The following is a 22,408-nucleotide window of genomic DNA, read 5'->3' on the forward strand; positions in this document are numbered from 1 at the left end:
TGGAACATGCGTCTGCAGCACATACTGATCCCCGCCGCACTGGTCTCGCTGGTTGCGGCATCGGCCTGGTCCGAAGAGACCGACCGCTACCGGCTGGAAAAATCGGCCAACGGCTATGTCCGCATGGACACCCGGACCGGCGCCATGTCGATCTGCGAGGAGCGCTCCGGCCAGCTCGTCTGCAAGATCGCGGCCGACGAACGCGCTGCCTTCCAGGACGAGGTCGATCGTTTGCAGTCCTCGATGAAGGCCATGGACGAACGCGTCACCAGGTTGGAGAATTCGCTGTCGGCCCGTCTCGAATCGAAATTGCCGAGCGAAGAGGATTTCGACAAGACGATGAGCTATATGGAGCGCATGCTGCGCGGCTTCATGGGCATCGTCAAGGAGATGGACAAGGATAATGGCGACGGCGCCAAACTCAACTCGCAAAAGACCTGAACTGCCCGGCGGGGAAATGCCCCGTCCGGCCATTGCCGCTTGAAACAAAGCGCTTCGCCGCATAATCGTCCGGTCCCGTAAAAGCCGATAATCGATAAGGGATTTGGGGAGGAACATTTGCCGTCGGGTTACACCTTCGTCATCGCCGACGACCATCCGCTTTTCCGCGGCGCGCTGAAAGAGGCGCTTGCCGGCGTTGGTGATGTCGCAGCCATTCACGAGGCCGGCGATTTCGAAAGCGCCAAGGTCCTGGTCGTGGCCAATGAGGATGTCGACCTGGTGCTGCTCGACCTGTCGATGCCGGGCGCCAGCGGCCTGTCCGGTCTGATCGCGCTGCGCGGCATCCACCCGGCGGTGCCGCTGGTGGTGGTGTCGGCACATGACGACCCGGTGACCATCCGGCGCGCACTCGATCTCGGCGCGTCCGGCTTCATCTCCAAATCGGCCAGTATGGAAGAGATTCGCAGCGCCGTGCAGACGGTGCTGGCCGGCGACATCGCAGCACCCGTCGGCATCGACCTCGGCGTCGAGCGCGACCCCGAAATATCCGACCTGATCAAGCGGCTGCAGGCGCTGACACCGCAGCAGACGCGTGTCCTCGGCATGCTGGCCGAAGGCCTGCTCAACAAGCAGATCGCGTACGAACTCAGCGTCTCCGAAGCGACGGTCAAGGCGCATGTCTCGGCCATCCTGCAAAAGCTCGGCGTCGACAGCCGCACCCAGGCGGTGATCCAGCTGTCCAAGATCGGCAGCGATCCGTTGCAGCCAGCAGGCTAAAGCCCATCGCGCTGAACGGATTCATGCGACCCGCTTTAGCTCTTGTTCGATGCATGTCGTGGTCCCAGAACCGGGGCACACTTCTGGGCGACATGCATTGAACCCTACTCGGCCGCCGATGCCAGCGGCCTGACCCTTGCCATCATGGAACGCAGCACGGCCGGCTTCAGCGGCTTGTTGATCACCGGCACGTCGAGCGCGGCGGCAGCGGCACGGACCTCGGTGGAGCGGTCGGCGGTGACCAGCACGGCCGGCAGGTCGGAACCATGGATGTCACGCAGGCGGGCGATGATGTCGAGGCCGCTTCTGCCATCGAGATGATAGTCGGCAAGCACGATGTCGGGACGATCGGCCTTGGCGAAATCCTCCGAACCCGAAAACGTGCCGATGCTGCAGCCCCAGCCCTCGAGCAGAAGCCGCATGCCGTCGAGGATGCGGGCGTCGTTGTCGATGCACATGACGCGCAGGCCGGCCAGCGAATTCGCGGTGCGGGCAGGCGCCTTCGGCTCGACCTCGCGCCGCGGCGCCTCAACCGCCGCAACCGGCAGGATAACGGAAAAGCGCGTACCCTTGCCCGGGTTGGAAAAGATCTGGATCTCGAGCCGCAGCACCCGCGCGATGCGGTCGACGATGGACAGGCCAAGGCCGAGACCTTCGGCCTCGCGCACGCCTTCGTCCAGCCGGGTGAACTCGTTGAAGACCGTGTTCAGCTTGTCGCCGGCAATGCCGATGCCAGTGTCGATCACCTGGATTTCGGCGAGTTCGCCGCGCCGTCGCACGCCGACCAGGATGCGGCCATGGGGGGTGTATTTGATGGCGTTGGAGACCAGATTCTGGATCAGCCGGCGCAGCAGGTTGCGGTCCGTCAACACGCTGAGTGACGAGGCTATGATCGTCAGATCGAGTTTCTTTTCGGCGGCGAGCGGCTGAAAATCATTGCCGATCTGGCGCAGCAGCCCGTCCAGGCGGAAGGCGCTGTCATCGGGTTTCATCGCGCCGGCGTCGAGGCGGGAAATGTCGAGCACGGCGCCCAGGATCGTCTCGACCGATTCCAGCGAGGATTCGATGTTGATAGCAGCCTTCCCGGCCGGGCCCTTGCCGGCCTTTTCGATCAGCGACGAGCAGTAGAGACGGGCGGCGTTCAGCGGCTGCAGGATGTCGTGGCCAGCGGCGGCGAGGAAGCGCGTCTTGCCCAGATTGGCCTCCTCGGCCAGCATCTGCGCCTGCGCCAGCTCCTCATTGACCCGGGTCAACTCCTCGTTAACCCTAGTCAGTTCGATGGTCCGCGTCTTGACCCGCTGCTCCAGCGATTCATTGGCCCGCTTCAGCGCCAAATCCTGTTCGACGCGTCCTGATATGTCGGCATAGGTGGCGACGATTCCGCCGTCCGGCATCGGGTTGGAGCGCAGTTCGAGGATACGGCCACTGGTCTTCAACTCCATCTGCCATGGGCTGACGAAGCTGGTCAGCCGGTTGAGCATCGCCACGCGCTGGTCGGCCGGAATATCGCCGCGCTCGGCGAGGTGGCGCAGGATGCGGTCGAGCGAGACGCCGACCTGGCCCATCTCGTCGGGCAGGTCGAACAGCGCGCGATATTGTCTGTTCCAGCAGATCAGACGAAAATCGCGGTCGAATACGGTGATGCCCTGCTCCATCTGGTCGAGCGCGATCTGCAGCAGGTCGCGATTGTGCTGCAGCGCTTCGGTGGCGTCGTCGAGCAGGCGAAAGGCGTCCTTGGACTCGCGGTCGTTGCGGCGAAACAGCAGCGACAGGATCAGCCGCGCCGAAGACGAGCCGACCGCGCTCGCCAGCAACTGCTCGGAAAAGCGGATGACATCCATGCTGGCCTGCTCATTGCCGTGCAGCGAGACGCCATTGCTTTTCTCGAAGGATTGGAAGGAGCGCTCGGTGCGCTCGACGCCGAGGTAGCGCGAGATGGTGTCCTTCAGCACGTTGACGGTGATGGCGGTGCGGAAGCGGCGCAGGCTGGGCATCGGGCCGGATTCGCGCGGCACGAAGATCGACGCCTGGATCCGCTCCAGCGGCACTGACGCGCGCGACAGCGAGCCGAGCACGAAGAACAGCGTGTTGACCGACAGGCTCCAGAGCACGCCGTGGTTCAACGGTTCGGCGACGGTGCCGAACAGAGCCTGCGGCCGCAGCGCCTCGAAACCGAACAACCCCTGCACGACGATGTCCGCGTCGGCTGCCGAGAGCGACGGCAAAAGCAGCGTATAGCCCCAGACGAGGATGCCGGCGACCATGCCAAGGGCCGCGCCGCGGCCATTGGCGCCGCGCCAGATCAGCCCGCCGATCAGCGCCGGCGCGAATTGGGCGATTGCCGCGAACGACATCAGGCCGATCGACGACAGCCGCGCCGAGTTGGTGCTTTCGCGGTAGTAGAGGAAGGCAATGAACAACAGGATGAAGATGGCGCCGCGCCGCACGTTGAGGATCAGCGTCGACCAATCCTCATTCTCAGAGGTCGTGGTCTTGAGCAGGCGGCGCACGAACAGCGGGATGACGAGGTCGTTGGAGATCATGATCGACAGCGCCACGCTTTCGACGATCACCATGGCGGTCGCCGCCGATAGCCCACCGATGAAGGCGGCCATGGCGAGGAAGTCATGGCCGCCGAACAAGGGCAGCGCCAGCACATAGAGGTCACTGGTGGTTTTGGTGCCGACCAGCGCCAGGCCGGCGAAGGCGATCGGCAGCACGAACAGGTTTATCGCCACGAGATAGAGCGGAAACACCCAGGTCGCGGTGCGCAGTTCGGCCTCGCCGCGGTTCTCGACGATGGTGACGTAGAACTGGCGCGGCAGCATGATGATGGCAAAGCCGCTCAGGCAAGTCAGCACCAGCCAGGTGGCGAGCGAGGTGTTGTAGCCCATCGCTTGCCGCACCTGGCTGTTTTCGGCCAGCTTGTCGATCATGTCGCCCGGGCCGCCGAAGATCAGGAAGGTGACCATCAGGCCGATCGCCAGGAAGGCGGCGAGCTTGACCACGGTTTCGACCGCCACCGCCAGCACCAGCCCGTCCTGGTGCTCGGTGGCGTCGGCATGGCGGGTGCCGAACAGCACCGCAAACAGCGCCAAGAGCATGGCCACCACCAGCGAGATGTCGCTGACGAAGGGATCGAAGGAGGGCGGCGATCCCGTATAATGCTCGACCATCAGGCCGACCGAACCGGAGATCGCCTTCAATTGCAGTGCGATATAGGGCACCGCACCGATGGTGGCGATCAGCGTGGCGATCGCCGAGACGGCAAAGCTCTTGCCGTAGCGGGCGCCGAGGAAGTCGGCGATCGAGGTGATCTTCTCGCTCTTGGCCAGCCGCACGATGCGGTTGAGGAGCGGAAAGCCGAACACGAACACCAGCACCGGGCCGGTATAGATGCCGAGAAATTCGAGGCCGCGCTCGGAGGACAGCCCGACCGAGCCGAAGAAGGTCCATGAGGTGCAGTAGATGGCGAGGCTGAGCGCATAGATGAAGGGCCGGGCGCGGCCGGGTCCCAACGCCGTTGAACGCCGGTCGCCGAGGCTGGCGATGACGAACAGCAGCGTCACATAGGCGACGGCAATGATGACGATGAACCAGCCCTGCACGGCCCGAAAGTCCTCCTCGGCCAGCTTTCACGGCCTTCCCAGAGGCAATCACAGCTCCAAGGTCAAGTCCATCGCGGCTTTCGGCGCATGGTCGCGACGCCGCCCTGTCGAACCGTGAACCAAGGTAAGGAGAAAGCGGTGTTTTCCAGCTTTTGCTTCTGTTGCAACCGCAGGTTTTTGTTATGGTGCGCACGGGCCGACGCCGGAGGGACGGCGGCAGCGCGGTCGTCATGACAAGGAGGGTCGAATGCTGAAAGAATTTCAGGAATTCATTTCCAAGGGCAATGTGATGGACTTGGCCGTCGGTGTCATCATCGGCGCCGCCTTCGGCAAGATCGTCACTTCGCTGGTCGACGACGTCATCATGCCGATCGTCGGCGCGATCTTCGGCGGACTGGATTTCAACAACTACTTCCTGGGACTTTCCTCGGCCGTCAACGCTCCGACTTTGGACGCGGCCAAGGGGCAAGGCGCGGTCCTTGCCTATGGCAGCTTCATCACCGCGACGCTAAACTTCCTCATCCTCGCCTTCATCATCTTCCTGATGGTCAAGGCGGTGAACAACCTGCGCAAGCGGCTTGAGCGCGAGAAGCCCGCCGCCCCGGCCGCTCCGCCGCCGGCTGACGTCGCACTGCTCACTGAAATTCGCGATCTCCTCGCCAGGAAATAGCCCAAGGTTCGATTTCTGGACCAAAACCCCGGTCGTTCGCGGCCGGGGTTTTCTGTTGCCGCATCTGCTAAGACCATCCGCCAATGCATGTCGCCCAGAAGTGTGCAGCGGTTCTGGGATAACGACATGCATCAAAGCAGACATCAAAACGGACCTGTCATGACCCTGATCGATAGCTTGCGCGCCGAAGCGGTGGCCGCCCCCGAAAGCGGCATTGTCGCCGTCGTCAATTACGGCCGTACGCGCGAGGGCATGATCCCGCTCTGGGCCGGTGAAGGCGATTTGCCGACGCCTGCCTTCATTTCGGAAGCCGCCGCCAAGGGGCTCGCCAATGGCGAGACCTTCTATACCTGGCAGAAAGGCATTCCGGAGCTGAGGCAAGCGCTTTCCCGCTACTATGCCAGGCATTTCGGCAAGAGCTTCGCCGAAGAGGAATTCATCGCAACCGGTTCCGGCATGCATGCCATTCAGTTGGCATTAGCCGCGGTCGCCGGCAGCGGCGACGAGGTGGTCTATCTCTCCCCGGCCTGGCCGAATTTCGCCGCCGCCGCCGGTATTTCCGGCGCTACCCCGGTTGCGGTCACGCTCGACCAGTCGGGCAATGGCTGGTCCTGCGATGTCGACAAGATTGCGGCTGCGGTGACGCCGCGCACCAAGGCGCTGTTCGTCAACACGCCATCGAACCCCACCGGCTGGACGGCCGATAAGGAAACACTGCAGGCGATCCTGAATCTCGCCCGCCAAAAGGGCCTGTGGATCATCGCCGACGAGATCTATTCGCTGTTCCACTACGGCCACGGCCGTGCGCCGTCCTTCCTCGACATTTCGACCGCGGAAGACCGCATCCTGTTCGTCAACTCCTTTTCCAAGAACTGGGCGATGACCGGCTGGCGCGTCGGCTGGATCAAGACCCATCCCGAGCTGCAGCAGGTGTTCGAGAACCTGATCCAGTATTCGACCTCAGGCGTCGCCCAGTTCATGCAGCGCGGCGCCGTCGCGGCGCTGGACCACGGTGATGCCTTCATCGTCGAGCAGGTGGAGCGCGCCAGGAAAGCGCGCGACCTGGTCTGCGATATTCTCGGCGCAACCGGCAAAGCGCGCTTCACCGTGCCGCAAGGCGCGTTCTATTTGTTCTTCACGGTAGACGGCATCACCGATCCGCGCCGGGCCGCTTTCGACATTGTCGACAAGGCCAATGTCGGCCTCGCGCCGGGCACCGCCTTCGGCCCTGGCGGAGAGGCGTTTTTGCGCCTGTGCTTCCACCGCCGCCTCGACCAGCTCGAGGAAGCGGCACACCGGCTGGCGGGATGGATGAGGACGGTTTGAGGTTAAATGGGCGGCGGCTTCAGCCGCCCGACTTCGGCACCAGCAGCGGCACAATCCGGTCGCTCTTGGTGACAGTGGGCCGCCCTGCGGAGCCATAGGGAATGCCCAGCGCATCCCATGTCTCGACCAGCGCGTCCTGCAGTCCCGCAATCAGCGCATCGGTATGGAACGGCGTCGGCGTGATGCGCAGCCGCTCGGTGCCGCGCGGCACGGTCGGATAGTTGATCGGCTGGATGTAGATGCCGTGCACGCCGAGCAGACGGTCGCTGGCCATCTTGCAGAGTTCGGGGTCACCGACCAGCACCGGCACGATGTGTGTCGGCGATTCCATCACCGGCAGGCCGGCTGCAGACAGAACCTCCTTGGTCCGCGACGCCTGGCGCTGTTGCGCATCGCGCTCGGCTTGCGACCGCTTGAGGTGGCGGATGGACGTGGTGGCGGCGGCGGCGACGGCCGGCGGCAGCGCCGTGGTGAAGATGAAGCCCGGCGCATAGGAGCGCACCGCGTCGATGATGGCGCTGTTGCCGGCGATATAGCCGCCCAGCGTGCCGAACGCCTTGGCCAACGTGCCTTCGATGATATCGATGCGGTCGGCAAGCCCCTCGCGCTCGGTGATGCCGCCGCCGCGCGGTCCGTACATGCCGACGGCATGGACCTCGTCAATATAGGTCATGGCGTTGTAGCGTTCGGCCAGTTCGACGATCTGCTTGATTGGCGCAATGTCGCCGTCCATCGAATAGACGCTCTCGAACACGATCAGCTTGGCGCGTTCGCGGCCCGCCGCCTGTAGCAGGCTTTCGAGATGCGCGACGTCGTTGTGACGGAAGATCTTCTTTTCGGCGCCCGAGCGCCGCACGCCTTCGATCATCGAGGCATGGTTGAGCTCGTCCGAAATGATCAGGCAGTTGGGCAAAAGCCGCGCAATGGTCGAGATCGACGCTTCGTTGGAGACGAAGCCGGAGGTGAAGACCAGCGCCGCTTCCTTGTCGTGCAGGTCGGCCAGTTCCAGCTCGAGCTCGACCAACGGGTTCGAGGTGCCGGAAATGTTGCGGGTGCCGCCGGCGCCCGAACCCATCTTGCCGGCCGCGTTCTGGAAAGCGGCGATGACATCGGGGTTCTGGCCCATGCCGAGATAGTCGTTGGAGCACCAGACGGTGATTTCCTCGGCGCGGCCGTTGGAACGCCAGATAGCGCGCGGAAACTTGCCGACAATGCGCTCGAGATCGGCGAAAACCCGGTAGCGCCGCTCGGCGTGGAGCTGGTCGATCGCTTCCTCGAAGAACCGCTGATAGTTCATGTCGCCTTCCCAGTTTTGCGCGGGATCATAATCGTTGGCCCATTCGTCGTCCACCGGGCCGTTTTGGTCAAAATGCCACGCCCCAAGCCTGTTCCTAACGACCCCGGATCGTGGCCTATTCCCTTGATGTGGATCAATTTTGTTTCCGTACGATGCCACAGGCCGGTGAGACTGTTACGGATCTAACATTCAGGCGTTTCTAATGGCCTTGCCGCAGGCTTTCCAGTAAGGCGGTGATTGAGACAGTTTCCGATAAATCATGAGTAAAAGAGGACACGGATGACGGTTTTGGTAACGGGCGGCGCCGGTTATATCGGCAGCCACATGGTCTGGGAACTGCTGGATGCCGGCGAGAGCGTCGTCGTTCTCGACCGCCTTTCCACGGGCTTCGAATGGGCGGTGGCGCCGGAGGCCAAGCTGGTCGTCGGCGATGTCGCCGATAGGGAATTGGTCGGCCAGATCATCCGGGATAACAAGGTCGACGCGATCATCCACTTCGCCGGTTCCATCGTGGTGCCGGAATCGGTTGCCGATCCGCTCGCCTATTACGAGAACAACACCTCCAAGACCCGCACGCTGATCGAAACCGCCGTGCGCGAGGGCGTGCCGCATTTCATCTTCTCCTCGACCGCCGCCGTCTATGGCGGCGCCGGCCTGGAGCCGGTGCGTGAGGATGCCCGCCTGGCGCCGGAATCGCCCTACGGCCTGTCCAAGCTAATGAGCGAATGGATGCTGCGCGATGCAGCGCTTGCGCATCCCTTGCGCTACACGGCGCTGCGCTACTTCAACGTCGCCGGCGCCGATCCCAGGGGCCGGACGGGGCAGTCGACGCCTGGCGCCACGCATCTGATCAAGGTCGCCTGCGAGACCGCGCTCGGCAAACGCCCCTTCATGCAGGTGTTCGGCACCGATTATCCGACGCCGGACGGCACCTGCATGCGCGATTATATCCATGTCAGCGACCTGGCTGCGGCGCACCGGCTGGCGCTGCAGCGCCTGCGCGCCGGCGGCGGCAGCCTCGTCGCCAATTGCGGCTACAGCCACGGCTATTCGGTGCTCGAGGTCATCGACAGCGTGCGGCGCGCCTTCGGCCGGGATTTCGAGGTCAAGATGGGCGACCGGCGCCCCGGCGACGCCGCCGCCGTGGTTGCCAATTCGGACCTTGCACGCGCCGAACTCGGCTGGACCCCGCAACGCGACGACCTCGACCAGATCGTCGCCGATGCACTCGCCTGGGAGCGTATCCTCACCGGCAAGAACTCCGCGCGGGGCTGAGCCGGGCACTTCCGAGGGCTCGCAAGGCGCGCGGCGAAGCGCTATTGAAGCAATGGCGGTGCGGCGTGGAGGCGCTGTGCCGCGAAGAGGGGGTGGCATGAAGATAACGGTGCTTGGAGCCGGTGTTGTCGGCACCGCGGCCGCGTATTATCTGGCCGCCGACGGCCATGAGGTCACCGTTATCGAGCGCCATCCGGCGCCGGCGCGCGGCACCAGCCAGTCCAATGCCGGTCTGGTGTCGCCGGGCGACGCCACCGCCTGGGCCTCGCCAGCGGCGCTGAAGACCTTCCTGCGCGCGCTCTGGAACCATGATCTCGGCATCAAGGTCAGGCTGCGCTTCGATCCTTATTTCCTCGCCTGGAGCCTGCGTTTCCTGCGCCAGTGCACCGTGGCCCGGCTGCGCGCCAACAGCCAGGTCAAACTGCGCCTGGCGCTCTATTCGCGCGACTGCATCAACGCGCTCTCCGACGCCACCGGCATCCACTATGACGAGCGCAAGAAGGGCATTCTTTATTTCTTCCGCTCGCAGCACAGTCTCGACACCGGCACCGACAACTACCAGTTTCTGGCAAAGCATGGCCTGCCGATCGAGATCGTCGGCCGCGACCGGCTGGTCGAACTTGAGCCCGGGCTCGCCGGAGTGAAGGAAAAGATCGCCGGCGGCGTTTATTCGCCAATCGACCAGACCGGCGATTCCAGGATATTCGTCGATGGGCTGGCCGCCTATGCCGCCGAAAAGCTCGGCGTCAGATTCCTGTTCGACACCACGGTCGAGGGGCTCGACATAGAGGGCGACTGGGTGCGTGCGGTCATGACGTCGGCCGGCCCGGTGACGGGCGACGCCGTCGTCATCGCCATGGGCCCCGAGAGCGGCCTGATCGGCCGCCGCTACGGTATCGATCTGCCCGTCTATCCGGTTAAAGGCTATAGCGCGACCATCCCGCTGGAGGACGAGAGCAAGGGACCGACCATGGGCGGCGCCGACGAGGACCGGCTGGTTGGTTACTCCAGGCTCGGAAACCGCCTGCGCATGTCCTCGACAGCCGAGTTCACCGGCTTCGACCGCAGCTTCAAGCCCAGCGACTTCAAGTCTATGCTGAGCACCGGCAAAGACCTTTTCCCTGGCGCTTTCGACGAGAAGAAGGCGCTGTTGTGGGCAGGTCTGCGGCCGATGATGCCCAACTCGGTGCCGGTCATCGGCAAGGCGAAATACAAGAACCTTTACCTCGACACCGGCCACGGCCATGTCGGCTGGACCATGGCCTGCGGCTCGGGCAAGTTCCTGGCCGACCTCGTCGCCGGCCGCAAGCCGGAGATCGACCCGCAAGGGCTGGTCTACGGGAACTGAGGGAGCTCTAGTCGTCGTGTTGGCATCGAGTCCATTCGCCGTGCACCCATTCGGCAAGCCATCCGCGCTCAAGCTGGCCAATCTGTGCCAAGTTTTCCTGCCTGGCGGTCAAATGGCCGAGACCGATAACTTCGAAATCTCCACAGTCCGCGGGATGATCATGTTCGCCGCAGGTCAGTTGCCACTCACCATCGAAATGATGAACGACCAGCGTCACCGGCCTCTCCGATCGAAAGACGTGCCCACATACAATTGCTCTGGTTTCCAACATTGAGGCCGTCACTGCGCAAAGTTTGACAAAATCGTACGACGGTCTGGAAGATGCATCTGGCTGACAGATTCTACAAACCCTGAGTGACGAAATGTCGGGACCGCAAGTCGCTATCGACCTTGGCCGCATCGAGCGCAACGCCCGCACCATCGTCGAACGCTGCGCATTGTCTGATATCAAGATATTCGGTGTCACCAAGGGCACATGCGGCATGCCGCAGGTGGCGCGGGCCATGCTGCGCGGCGGTGTTGCCGGCATCGCGGAATCGCGCTTCGAAAACATCCGCCGGCTGCGCGACAGCGGCATCAATGCGCCGGTCATGCTGCTGCGCAGCCCGCCCATGGCGCGCGTCGAGGAGGTCGTGCGCACCGTCGACATCAGCCTGCAGTCGGAACTGACCACCATCCGCGAGATATCGCGCATTGCCGAGCGCATGGGCCGCGTCCACGACATCATGCTGATGATCGATCTCGGCGATCTCCGCGAAGGCATCTGGCCAAGCGACCTGATCCCCACTGTCGAGCAGATCCTGGAATTCAAGGGCGTGCGCATCGCCGGCATCGGCACCAATCTCGGCTGCTTCGGCGCCATAATGCCGACGCCGGAGAACCTTGGCCAGCTCGTCGCCCATGCCTACAAGACCGAGCGCCTGTCCGGCAAAAGCCTCGACTTCATTTCCGGCGGCGCCTCGTCATCGCTGACGCTGCTGCTCGAAGGCAAGCTGCCGGTCGGCATCAACAATCTGCGCGTGGGCGAGGCGATCCTGCAAGGTGGCGTCGAAACTTTCCGAGACGTGCCATGGCCGGAACTCGAACCCGATGCCTGCCGGCTGACCAGCGACGTTATCGAGGTCAAGCTCAAGCCGTCGCGGCCGATCGGCACGTCCGGCTACGACGCCTTCGGCAACCAGCCGGTCTTCGCCGACGAGGGCGACCGGCTGCGCGCCATCGCCAATATAGGCCGCGAGGACGTGCTGGTGGAAGGGCTGACGCCGATCGCCAAAGGGGTGAGGGTGCTCGGCGCTTCCAGCGACCATCTGCTGCTCGATGTGCAGGATGCCGATCCGCGACCCACCGTCGGCGACCGCGTCGCCTTCCGCATGAATTATGGCGCCATGCTTCTGGCGATGACCTCGGAATATGTCGAGAAGGCGCCGATGCACGACGTCGCGGATTTCTCCGGCCGCAAGATGGTGTCGATCTCGGCCGAACCGGAAGCCGGCGGGATTATCGCCCGCGAGGGAACCGGCGCGCGGCTGGAGGCAATGAATTTCGACGTGGTCGAACTCGCCGACGTCGAGCGGCCGCCCTCGGGTTTGATCCGGCTCGCTGCCGGCGCCGATCGCCGTATCGCCCACAAGGCGCTGACCGCAACGGCGCGCGCGACGCATTCCTTCGGCTTGATCTGGATCGATTCCATCGCCGCCCTGATGCCCGAGGACGAGGAGGCCGAAGACATGCCTGAAGTCTCGGTGCTGGCCCGCGCGCTCGGTCTCGATCACAAGCCCGGCGCGCTGCAGCCGCAGCTGTCGCCGGAAAATGTCGTCATCGTCGGCCTGCGTCACGCCGATCCTGCCGAGGCGAGGGTGCTCAAGGATTCGCGCGTCTCGGCCTTCACCATGACCGATATCGACGCCATGGGCATGCGCGACCTCATGCATGACGCGATCCGCATCGCGACGTCGGGCACGCAGGGCTTTCACGTCAGCTATTCGCCGACGGCGACCGAATTTGCTGGTTGGGCTGCGGGCTCGGGCGGGCTGACGGTGCGCGAGACACATCAGGCGATGGAGGCGATCGCGCTCTCCGGCGGCCTGCTGTCGATGGATGTTTCCGGGCTGACCGCCGGTCTGGAGCCGCGGATTGGCGCCGACGCCGTCAACTTCGTCATGTCGGCCTTTGGCAAGCGGATTTTGTGATCAGCCTTGCGCGCCGACTGCCGCGCGCCACGCGGTGACATAGGCCGCCCAGACCGGGTCGGTCTGCGGTTCAGTTCTCTCGCCCTTGCCGTGTGGCACGGACTGATCCGTTGCCAGCAGCGCCGCGCCGATGCTGGTGCCGGTGGCGGCCTCGGAGGCGATGACGATTCGCGCGGTCGCTGCCGCCAGCATGCCGACAAAGAGCCGGTTGCGGGCAAACGGTCCTTCCACGGTGGTCGGGCCGTCGGCGCCGATCAGCTCGAGGCAGGTCGCCGTCATCAGCGCCAGATAGAAGGAGATGGCGGCGAACCGCTCGCCTTTGCTGATGCCGTCGGCATCAAGCCATGCCGCGGCATGGTGCGGGAACGGTCCTGATCCCTGCTGGGTAGAAGGCAAAAGCAGCATCTTTTTTGTCAGAACGGCCAGCACCTCGCTGCCGCTGCAGTCCTGCGGCTTGTCCTTGGTCAGCTGGGAAAACTCGCGGCCACCCATGAACCGCGCCGAGGGGACGGGAGCGCCAAGCGCGCTGACATTGACCAGCGTGTCGCGCGCAGCATCGAGCGCAATCTCTCTGCCGCCGACCGCCATCGATACCACCCAGGTGCCGGTCGAGACGACCGAGAAGGGCGGCTCGTCGGACAGAAGATGCGGCAATAGCGAGGCGTTGGAATCGTGCAGGCCACAGAATACCGGCGTCTGCGGATCGAGCCCGGTGCGCGCGGCAAGCGGAGGCAGGATCGGGCCGAGCTGGTCCCTGGCCGGCCGCACCGGCGCCATCAGCCTGCGCCAATCCAGCCTGTCGACCATCGAGGAAAAGTCCGCCTCCCAAGGGCTCCACAGATCGGTGTGGCAGCCGAGCGAGGTCACCTCGTTGGCGGCAACGCCGGTCAGGCGCAGCGCCCAGTATTGCGGATACATCAGCATCGCGGCGGCCCTGGCGAATTCGGTGGGAAAGCGCTTCTCAAGCCAGAAGAATTGCGCACCGAGATTGAGGCCGAGCGGCAGGCGCGGCGTCCCGGTCTCAATGAAGGGCGGACGGATCGCACTATACTCTGTAGCCAGCCTGTCGGGGCCGTCGAACTCATAGTCGAGGACAGGCAGCACCAGTTCGCCCGCGGCGTCGACCAGCACGCCGGTCGCACCATGCGTGGTGATCGAAATCGCGTCGATACGCTGTTCGCGGTCGAGGCTGGCAAGGCTGTTGAGGATAAACGTCCACAGCGCCTCGACATCGTGATGCGGATAGGGCGCTTGTCGCAGCGGCGCGTTCGCCATGCGGCGCAACCCCACCTCGCTCAGCGTGACGAGATCGACCAGCGCCACCTTGGCGTTGGTCTTGCCGATGTCGATGACGGCGATGTGGCGCAGCGCACTCATGCCATATGGAACATTGTTTCCAGGGGGATGGCCACCGGTTGGTTGTCCGGCCTGGTCTCCATGATGTCGGCCATGTGCGCCCACCAGCGCTGCATCACCGGGTGCTTCGGCAGGTCGGCCATGCCATGGTCGGCCCGCCGCCACAGCACGCCGAACAGGATGTTGGTGTCTTCATCGAGATGGATCGAATAATCGGAGACGCCGGCCTGTCTCAGCAGCGCCGCCAGCTCCGGCCAGATCTCATCGTGGCGCTTTTTGTACTCGGCTTTCATGCCGGGTTTGAGCTGCATCTTGAAGGCGTATTTCTCAGGCATCAGCTGTACCGCAGCCGCCGCCAGACGATCGGCAGCGCGATGACGACGATCAAGAGCAGGCCGATGAAGATCGACATGACGATGCCGGGCACGTTCAGCAGGCCGAGCCCGAAGGTCACCAGCCCCATGATGAAGGCGGCGAGCACGACGCCAACAATGCTGCCGGAGCCGCCCAGAATGCTGACGCCGCCCAGCACCACCATGGTGATGACCTCTAGCTCATAGCCCTGCGCGATCGACGGCCGCGTCGAGCCGAGCCGCGAGGTGATCAGCACCGAGGCGATGCCGGCCATCAGCCCGGTCAGGCAAAACAGGATGAATTTGATGCGGCCGACGCGAACGCCGGAAAACTGTGCCGCGACCGGATTGTTGCCGGTGGCAAAGACACGGCGGCCGAAGCTGGTGCGATGCAGCAGGAACCAGTAGGCGACGGCCGCGATGAGGAAGAGCACCAGTTCGAACGACACCACCCACCAGACGTAACCCTGGCCCAAGAAAGCAAAACTCTCGGGATAGCCTTTGTAGGCCTGATCGCCCAGGATGATGAAGGCGATGCCGCGAAACAGGCTCATCGTGCCGATGGTGACGACGATGGAGGGCAGGCCGAGCCTTGTCACCAGGAGCCCGTTGAAGGCGCCGCAACCGAGCCCGACGACGATGCCGATAGCCACCAGCACCGGCGTGTCGGCGCCGGCCTGCACAGCCATGCCCATCATGGTCGAGGCGAGCGCGATGATGGCGGCGACCGACAGGTCGATCTCGCCCGAAATGATCAGCAGCGCCATCGCGAAGGCGATCAGGCCTTTCTCGGTGAAATTGAAAGTCAGATCCGACAGGGAGTAGGCGTCGAGGAAATAGGGCGAGGCGAAACTGTTGATGGCGAAGATGGCGACCGCCACGACGACCAGCAGCGCCTCCCAGGAAAAGATCGCCGAGGAGAGCGGCTTGTCGAGTCGGTCGGGAATGTGGCGCGGGGCGGGGGTGTCGGTCATGCCGCTTCCGCTTTCCTCAGGATAATCCGCCCCTGCTGACGTTCGCCACGCGCGTTGAGCACGACGGCCAGGATGATGGCGCTGCCTGAAATCGCCATCTGCCAGAAGGGCGAGATGTTGATGACGGGCAGCGCGTTGGAAATGATGCCGAGGAACAGCGCCCCTAACACCGCGCCCCCGACCGAGCCGATGCCGCCGGCAATCGAAATGCCGCCGATGACGCAGGCGGCGATGATATTGAGTTCATAGCCATTGGCGACCTCGACCGAGGCGATGACATAACGCGAAATCCAGAGATAACCGGCGAGCCCGCCGACCATGCCGGAAATGCAGAAGACGATGAATTTGGTTCGGCCGACATCGATGCCGGCATAGACCGACGCCGTCGGGTTGACGCCGATGGCATAGATCGAACGGCCAAGCGCGGTTCGCGTCATCACCACGAAGAACAGCGCGATGACCAGTATGGCGATCCAGGACAGAACCGGAATGCCCAGGAAAGCTGCGCGCTGGAAGCCGATGAACTCAGGGCTCATCTTGTCGGCATTGACCCATGCGCCGCCGGACAGGACGAAGGTGGCGCCGCGATAGATGGTGAGCGTGCCCAATGTCACCACGATCGAAGGTATGTTCAGCCGCCACACCAGCAGGCCGTTGATGGCGCCGAGCACCAGTCCGACGGCCAGCGCAATGACGATCAGCAGCGGGATAGGGATCGCCGGATGCGCGGCGTTCAGCATCGCCACCACCATGCCGGTGAAGCACAGGTTGGAGGCCATCGACAGGTCGATCGAGCGGGTCAGGATGACGACCATCTGTCCCAGCGCCAGGATCATCAGGATCGAGGTGTCGTTGAACACCTGGGCGAGATTGCCGGGGTCGGCAAAGGCCGGGAAACGCGTCGAGATCAGAACAATCAAAACGACGATCGCCGCTGCCAGCCAGATCTCGCGGTATTTAAGGAGAGCCTTCATGCCGCGATCCCCGCTGCCGTCCGGACCAGCGTTTCGGCGTCCAGCCCCTTATTATCGTAGACCGCCGCAACCAGCCCTTCGCGCATGACGACGACGCGGTCGGACATGCCCAGAATCTCCGGCAGTTCCGACGACACCATGATCACCGACAGGCCCTGCGCGACGAGCTCGGCCATGAAGCCGTGCACGGCGGCCTTGGAGCCGATGTCGATGCCCTTGGTCGGCTCATCCAGGATGATCACCTTGGGCGCCGTCGCCAGCCATTTGGCGATGACGATCTTCTGTTGGTTGCCGCCCGACAGCGTGCCGACATCCTGGCTGAGCGAGGAGGCCCTGAGGTCAAGCCGCTCGGTGTAGGAGCGGGCGAGCGCGAATTCTTCCGACAATCGCAGCAGGCCGGATTTGGAGGTGCGCTTCAGCGAAGGCAGCGAGACATTCTGGAAGATCGGCAGGCCGATCACCACGCCCTGCTTGCCGCGCTCTTCCGGCACATAGACGATGCCGGCTTCGATGGAATCCGCCGCCGATTTCGGCGTGATCGTCTTGCCTTCCAGCGTGATCGTTCCACCCGATATGCGGGTGATGCCCGATATCGCCTGCATCACCTCTGACCGCCCGGCGCCGACAAGGCCGTAGAAACCGAGGATCTCGCCCTTGTGCAGTTCGAAGCCGATGTCGTTGAATTCGGTCGGGTGCGAAAGGCCAGCGACCGACAGCACCGGCGCGCCGATCTCGGCCTTGCGTTGCGGAAAGATGTGATCGACCGAGCGGCCGACCATCATGCGCACGATCTGGCTCTGGCCGGTATCCTTGATAAGGCCCTCGCCAACCATCTCGCCGTCGCGGAACACGGTGTAGCGATCGGCGATCCGATAGATCTCGTCGAACTTGTGGCTGATGAACAGGATCGCCTTGCCTTCCTCCTTGAGGAATTCGATCAGCAGGAAAAGCTCCTCGATCTCCTTCATCGAAAGGGCTGCGGTCGGCTCATCCATGATGACGATCTGCGCATCGATCGACATCGCGCGAGCAACCGCTACCAGATGCTTGTTGGCGATGCCGAGGTCTTTCAGCCGCGCATCGGCGTCGATATGGCCGGCATGCATGGTGTCGAGCACTTCGCGCGCGTGTTTTCGCATGGTGCGCCAGTCGATGGTGCCTAGCCGCGTGCGCGGCGCATGGCCGAGAAAAATGTTTTCGGCGACGCTCAGATCGTCGAACAGCACGGTTTCCTGATGAATGGCAGTGACGCCGTGGCCGAAGGCGGCATGCGCGCTGGGCAGGGTGACGGCCTGGCCGTCAATGCTGATCGTGCCGGCGTCCGGCTGGTAGATGCCGGTCATGATCTTGACCAGCGTCGACTTGCCGGCGCCGTTTTCACCGATCAGCGCCGTAACCTGGCCGGGGTAAAGCGACAGGCTGACATTGTGCAGCGCGCGCACGCCGGGAAAGCTTTTGGAGACGCCGGACAGCGTCAGGCGCGGGGCAGGACCCGTGGGCTCCTCCTTCGCAATGCCGTGCTGGGCTGTCGTGTCCATATCCGTATCAAGCCCTGAAACAAGGTCCGTTTAAAGTCGTGGCGGGATTTTGGTCCCGCCGCGCTTGGTCCGAGACGTCCGAGATCAATAGATCTTGGAGAACTTTTCGATGTTGGACTTGTCGAACTGGAAGGGCGGAGCCATCGCAGCCGAGTTGCTGTCATCGAGCGTGACCTTGCCGACGCGGCCGATCGACAGCGTTGCGCCCGGCTTTGCCTCTTCCTTCTTCACCGCCAGATCATGAGCGAGGTAGACGGCGGAGTAGCCGAGGTCGATCGGATTCCAGAGGGCAACCGCCTGGCTGGAACCGTTGTCGATGAACTTCTTGAACTCCGACGGCAGCGCGAGACCGGTGACATTGACCTTGCCGATCAGGTTCGCGTCGGTGACGACCTGGGCAGCGGCAACGACGCCGACGGTGGTCGGAGCGATGATCGCCTTGAGGTTCGGATAGGATTTCAGCAGGCCCTTGGCTTCGTCGGTGCTCTTGGCCGAATCGTCATCGCCGTAGACGGTGGCGACGAGTTTGATCTTGGGGAATTTCTCCGGCAGGATCTTCTTGGCCGCGTCGATCCAGGCGTTCTGGTTGGTCGCGGTCGACGAAGCCGACAGAATGGCGACTTCGCCGCCTTCCGGCAGATAGTCGGCGGCCAGCTTGATGATGGTCTCGCCGATCAGGCCGGTGTCGGACGGGTTGAGATGCAGCTGGCGGCCTTCCTTGGCGACGCCCGAATCCCACGAGATGACGGTGATGCCGCGCTCCATGGCCTTCTTCAGCACCGGCACCAGCGCGTCGGCGTCATTGGCCGAAATCGCAATGGCGTTGACCTTCTGCGCGATCAGCGAATTGACCACTTCGATCTGCGCTTCGGCGGTCGCCTTGGTCGGGCCGGTGTAGATGATGTCGACGTCGCCGAGTTCCTTGGCCGCCTCTTCGGCGCCCTTGTTGGCGGCGTCGAAGAAGCCGTTGCCGAGCGACTTCACCACCAGCGCGATCTTGACGTTCTCGGCATAGGCGGCATTCACGAACATGGCGGCCGAGAACGCGGCCGTCACCATCAATTTCTTCAGAAAGCTCATCGTATTTCCTCCCTTGAGCGTTGCATTCCATCGTCGCTGCGGTTGGCCTCAGGCCTGCAGCGAGGATTCTTCCTTTGCCGACTTGCGGGCGACGATCAGCGTCACACCCGCGGCCTCCAGCATGTTGGCTTCGCGATCCTCGATGCCGTCATCGGTGATGACGGTGGCGATGCGCTTGAGCCCGCACAGGATCAGGCTCGAGCGCTGGCGGAATTTCGATGAGTCGACCAGCACCACCAGTTCGTCGGCCTGGTCGATCAGTTTCTGCTCCGCCTGGATCAGCAGCGGGTCGCCTTCCATCAGGCCAAGCGGCCCGAGCCCTTGAGCGCCCATGAACATGCGGCGCGCGTAGAAATTACGCGTCACGTCATTGTCGAAGGGCGAGAGGATGATGTTCTGCTCGCGGTAGATGGTGCCGCCCGACAGCATGACGGTGTTCTTCGAATGCTTGAGCAGGTGCTCGGCGATGGGGAACGAATTGGTGAAGATCGGCATGCGGCGTCCGGTCAGGAAATGCACCATCTGGAAGGTGGTGGTGCCGCCATTGATGATGATCGGTTCGCCGTCCTTGCACAGCTCCACCGCTTCGCGCGCAATCGCGCGCTTCTGCGAAGCGTTAAGCGTTTCGTTGACGGAAAAGGGCCGGCCGGCGAGGCCGATGAACTGCGGTGGCGAGATCGCCTCGGCGCCGCCACGCACGCGACGCAGGCGCTTTTGCACATGAAGAGCCGCGATATCGCGCCGGATCGTCGCCTCGGAGGAGTCCGTCAGGTCGACCATCTCCTGCACCGTCACCACAGGCTTTTCCTGGACGGCGGACAGAATGATCCTGTGGCGCTCTTTTTCGTGCATGGTTCCTCCCTGCATGGTCATGAGGCACTAGAAAACCACCAGTGTCAATCATTTCCGCTCATATAATTTCATTGTGCAGTGCAATATGATCGATCTTGATCGTTTATGATTGACAACCGAGATGCTTGCGTAGACATTTCCGGCAAAATGGACCGCGCCTTTTGCGTCCCAGGGAGGATAATCATGCTCGACAAGCGCTCCGGCTCGCGCCTTGCCAACCTTTGGGACGATGCTAAAGCCAAGGGGCTGAGCGAGCCTGAGCTTCTGGTCTATCGCTCCAACACGCTCGGCTCCGACAAGCGTGTCACCAATTATGGCGGCGGCAACACCTCGTCCAAGATCCGGCAGAAGGACCCGCTCTCTGGCGCCGAAGTCGAAGTGCTATGGGTCAAGGGCTCGGGCGGCGACAGCGCCTCGATCAAGCTGGACGGTTTCGCCACGCTTTACATGGACAAACTGCAGGCGCTGAAAGGCCTTTATCGCGGCGTCGCGCATGAGGACGAGATGGTGGGCTATCTTCCCCACTGCACCTTCAATCTCAACCCGCGCGCGGCCTCGATCGACACGCCGCTGCACGCCTATGTGCCGAAGCCGTTCGTCGATCACATGCATCCCGATGCCATTATCGCGATTGCCGCGGCCAAGGGTTCCAAGGCGTTGACCAAGGAGATCTTCGGTGACGCCATCGGCTGGCTGCCGTGGAAGCGGCCGGGCTTCGAACTTGGCCTCTGGCTGGAGAAATTCTGCGTCGAACACCCCGAGGCCAAGGGCGTCATCCTCGAAAGCCACGGCTTGTTCACCTGGGGCGACACACCCAAGGAGTGCTATGAGACGACGATCTCGGTCATCAACCAGGCGATCGAATGGTTCGAGCGCCGCTCCGAGGGTCTCGCCATCTTCGGCGGCGAAGTCGTCAAATCGCTAGACGCCGCTGAGCGCCGCGCCATCGCGGCGAGACTGATGCCGAGGATCCGCGGCCTGATTTCGGAGAAGAGCCACAAGCTCGGCCATTTCGACGATTCCGCCGCTGTGCTCGAATTCGTCAACTCCAGGGATTTGCGCCCGCTGGCGGCACTCGGTACCTCATGCCCGGATCATTTCCTGCGCACAAAAATCCGCCCGCTGGTTATCGAGTTCGACCCAGCGAAGCCCGACGTCGAAGCCGTGATTGCGCGCCTCGCCGACGATATTGCTGAGTACCGTGTCGGCTACCAGGCCTATTACGACAGCTGCAAGCATCCGGACTCGCCCCCGATCCGTGACCCCAACGCCGTGGTCTACCTGATGCCCGGCGTCGGCATGTTCACCTTCGCCGGCGACAAGGCCACCGCCCGCATCTCTGGCGAATTCTACGTCAACGCCATCAATGTCATGCGCGGGGCCTCGACCGTTTCGTCCTATGTCGGCCTGCCGGCGCAGGAGGCCTTCGACATCGAATACTGGCTGCTCGAGGATTTGAAGCTGCAGCGCATGCCGAAGCCGAAGTCGCTCGCCGGCCAAATCGCGCTGGTCACCGGCGGCGCCGGCGGCATCGGCCGCGCCACCGCCAATCGCCTGCTGCGCGAAGGCGCCTGCGTCGTGCTGGCCGATATCGACGAGACCGCACTTGCCAACGCCAACGACGAACTGGCGAAAGCCTATGGCAAGGACTTCGTCCGGCCGGTGCTGATCAACGTCACCGCGGAGGAGCAGGTGATTTCCGGCTTCGCCCAGACAGCCGTCGAGTTCGGCGGCATTGATATTCTCGTCTCCAACGCAGGCCTCGCCTCCTCGGCGCCGATCGAGGAGACGACGCTGGCGCTGTGGAACAAGAACATGGACATATTGTCGACCGGCTATTTCCTGGTCTCGCGCGAAGCCTTCCGGCTGTTCCGGGCCCAGAAGATCGGCGGCAATGTCGTCTTCGTCGCCTCCAAGAACGGTCTTGCCGCGTCACCCAATGCCGCCGCCTATTGCACCGCCAAGGCGGCCGAAATCCATCTCGCCCGCTGCCTGGCGCTGGAAGGCGCGGAAGCCCAGATCCGGGTCAACGTCGTCAATCCGGACGCCGTGCTGCGCGGTTCGAAGATCTGGACCGGCGAGTGGAAGGAACAGCGCGCCGCCGCCTACAAGATGTCGACCGACGATCTGGAAGAACACTACCGCTCGCGCTCGATGCTGAAGCGCTCGGTGTTTCCCGAAGACATCGCCGAAGCGATCTATTTCCTGGCGTCCGACATGTCGGCCAAATCCACCGGCAACATCATCAACGTCGACGCCGGCAACGCGCAGAGCTTTACGCGCTGAGTTAAGGGCGGAGCGCTTCTCTTCTCCCCGTCACTATACGGGGAGAAGGTGGCCCGAAGGGCCG

The 22,408-nt window shown here is 63.3% G+C and carries 18 protein-coding genes; 8 read left to right on the forward strand and 10 right to left on the reverse strand.

The genetic code is table 11. The features are described from left to right. The first annotated feature begins 6 nt into the window (after positions 1 to 6). Together X726_RS156165 and X726_RS156160 are read left to right on the forward strand one after the other, a co-directional pair. The gene (locus X726_RS156165; RefSeq protein ID WP_023669646.1) at positions 7 to 441 is read left to right on the forward strand and encodes a hypothetical protein; all 435 of its coding nucleotides are present in this window, start codon (positions 7 to 9) and stop codon (positions 439 to 441) included. A gap of 117 nt (positions 442 to 558) precedes the next feature. Beyond that, positions 559 to 1,218, forward strand: coding sequence for a response regulator transcription factor (locus X726_RS156160; protein WP_023669647.1), 660 nt, complete (start codon positions 559 to 561; stop codon positions 1,216 to 1,218). 104 nt (positions 1,219 to 1,322) lie between these two features. Here X726_RS156160 and X726_RS156155 read toward each other — a convergent pair whose 3' ends face one another. Next, the gene (locus X726_RS156155; protein ID WP_023669648.1) at positions 1,323 to 4,826 is read right to left on the reverse strand and encodes a PAS domain-containing hybrid sensor histidine kinase/response regulator; all 3,504 of its coding nucleotides are present in this window, start codon (positions 4,824 to 4,826) and stop codon (positions 1,323 to 1,325) included. A gap of 247 nt (positions 4,827 to 5,073) precedes the next feature. Between X726_RS156155 and mscL the strand changes: the two genes are divergently transcribed. Next, positions 5,074 to 5,496, forward strand: coding sequence for a large conductance mechanosensitive channel protein MscL (gene mscL, locus X726_RS156150; protein WP_023669649.1), 423 nt, complete (start codon positions 5,074 to 5,076; stop codon positions 5,494 to 5,496). Between the two features lie 159 nt (positions 5,497 to 5,655). Continuing rightward, the gene (locus X726_RS156145; protein WP_023669650.1) at positions 5,656 to 6,822 is read left to right on the forward strand and encodes a pyridoxal phosphate-dependent aminotransferase; all 1,167 of its coding nucleotides are present in this window, start codon (positions 5,656 to 5,658) and stop codon (positions 6,820 to 6,822) included. A 19-nt stretch (positions 6,823 to 6,841) separates the two neighbouring features. Here the strand turns inward: X726_RS156145 and hemA are convergent, their stop codons facing one another. Further along, on the reverse strand, positions 6,842 to 8,119 hold the full coding sequence (gene hemA, locus X726_RS156140) for a 5-aminolevulinate synthase (protein WP_023669651.1): 1,278 nt from the start codon (positions 8,117 to 8,119) through the stop codon (positions 6,842 to 6,844). Between the two features lie 279 nt (positions 8,120 to 8,398). On the opposite strand from hemA, the gene galE reads away from it, so the two are divergent. Continuing rightward, positions 8,399 to 9,394 (forward strand): UDP-glucose 4-epimerase GalE, encoded by a 996-nt coding sequence (gene galE, locus X726_RS156135; RefSeq protein WP_023669652.1) that lies wholly within the window; start codon positions 8,399 to 8,401, stop codon positions 9,392 to 9,394. A 97-nt stretch (positions 9,395 to 9,491) separates the two neighbouring features. Further along, on the forward strand, positions 9,492 to 10,742 hold the full coding sequence (locus tag X726_RS156130; protein WP_023669653.1) for a D-amino acid dehydrogenase: 1,251 nt from the start codon (positions 9,492 to 9,494) through the stop codon (positions 10,740 to 10,742). Positions 10,743 to 10,749: 7 nt separating this feature from the next. Here X726_RS156130 and X726_RS0135025 read toward each other — a convergent pair whose 3' ends face one another. Continuing rightward, positions 10,750 to 10,959, reverse strand: a complete 210-nt coding sequence (locus X726_RS0135025; protein WP_023745309.1) for a hypothetical protein — start codon at positions 10,957 to 10,959, stop codon at positions 10,750 to 10,752. A 145-nt stretch (positions 10,960 to 11,104) separates the two neighbouring features. Here X726_RS0135025 and X726_RS156125 point away from each other — a divergent pair, with 145 nt between their 5' ends. Then, on the forward strand, positions 11,105 to 12,931 hold the full coding sequence (locus X726_RS156125; RefSeq protein WP_023669655.1) for an alanine racemase: 1,827 nt from the start codon (positions 11,105 to 11,107) through the stop codon (positions 12,929 to 12,931). On the opposite strand, the gene X726_RS156120 is transcribed toward X726_RS156125, so the two are convergent. The 7 genes from X726_RS156120 to X726_RS156090 form a co-directional block, all read right to left on the reverse strand. After that, the gene (locus X726_RS156120) at positions 12,932 to 14,308 is read right to left on the reverse strand and encodes an FGGY-family carbohydrate kinase (protein ID WP_023669656.1); all 1,377 of its coding nucleotides are present in this window, start codon (positions 14,306 to 14,308) and stop codon (positions 12,932 to 12,934) included. Further along, positions 14,305 to 14,622 carry an L-rhamnose mutarotase gene (rhaM, locus tag X726_RS156115; protein ID WP_023669657.1) on the reverse strand — a complete coding sequence of 106 codons (318 nt, stop codon included), beginning with the start codon at positions 14,620 to 14,622 and terminating at the stop codon, positions 14,305 to 14,307. The genes X726_RS156120 and rhaM overlap by 4 nt, the downstream gene beginning before the upstream one ends. Further along, the gene (locus X726_RS156110) at positions 14,622 to 15,614 is read right to left on the reverse strand and encodes an ABC transporter permease (RefSeq protein WP_023669658.1); all 993 of its coding nucleotides are present in this window, start codon (positions 15,612 to 15,614) and stop codon (positions 14,622 to 14,624) included. The genes rhaM and X726_RS156110 overlap by 1 nt, the downstream gene beginning before the upstream one ends. After that, positions 15,611 to 16,588, reverse strand: a complete 978-nt coding sequence (locus X726_RS156105) for an ABC transporter permease (RefSeq protein ID WP_023669659.1) — start codon at positions 16,586 to 16,588, stop codon at positions 15,611 to 15,613. Before X726_RS156105 ends, X726_RS156110 begins: the two co-directional genes overlap by 4 nt. Then, positions 16,585 to 18,126 carry a sugar ABC transporter ATP-binding protein gene (locus X726_RS156100; RefSeq protein ID WP_023669660.1) on the reverse strand — a complete coding sequence of 514 codons (1,542 nt, stop codon included), beginning with the start codon at positions 18,124 to 18,126 and terminating at the stop codon, positions 16,585 to 16,587. The genes X726_RS156105 and X726_RS156100 overlap by 4 nt, the downstream gene beginning before the upstream one ends. Before the next feature lie 84 nt (positions 18,127 to 18,210). Continuing rightward, positions 18,211 to 19,206: a rhamnose ABC transporter substrate-binding protein gene (gene rhaS / locus X726_RS156095; RefSeq protein ID WP_023669661.1), complete on the reverse strand. Its 996-nt coding sequence runs from the start codon at positions 19,204 to 19,206 to the stop codon at positions 18,211 to 18,213. Positions 19,207 to 19,254: 48 nt separating this feature from the next. After that, positions 19,255 to 20,058: a DeoR/GlpR family DNA-binding transcription regulator gene (locus X726_RS156090; protein WP_023669662.1), complete on the reverse strand. Its 804-nt coding sequence runs from the start codon at positions 20,056 to 20,058 to the stop codon at positions 19,255 to 19,257. Positions 20,059 to 20,241: 183 nt separating this feature from the next. On the opposite strand from X726_RS156090, the gene X726_RS156085 reads away from it, so the two are divergent. Continuing rightward, on the forward strand, positions 20,242 to 22,344 hold the full coding sequence (locus tag X726_RS156085; protein ID WP_023669663.1) for a bifunctional rhamnulose-1-phosphate aldolase/short-chain dehydrogenase: 2,103 nt from the start codon (positions 20,242 to 20,244) through the stop codon (positions 22,342 to 22,344). Positions 22,345 to 22,408 lie beyond the last annotated feature (64 nt).

Origin of the sequence: Mesorhizobium sp. LSJC285A00 (assembly GCF_000503155.1) — a bacterium.
Taxonomy (GTDB): Bacteria; Pseudomonadota; Alphaproteobacteria; order Rhizobiales; family Rhizobiaceae; genus Mesorhizobium.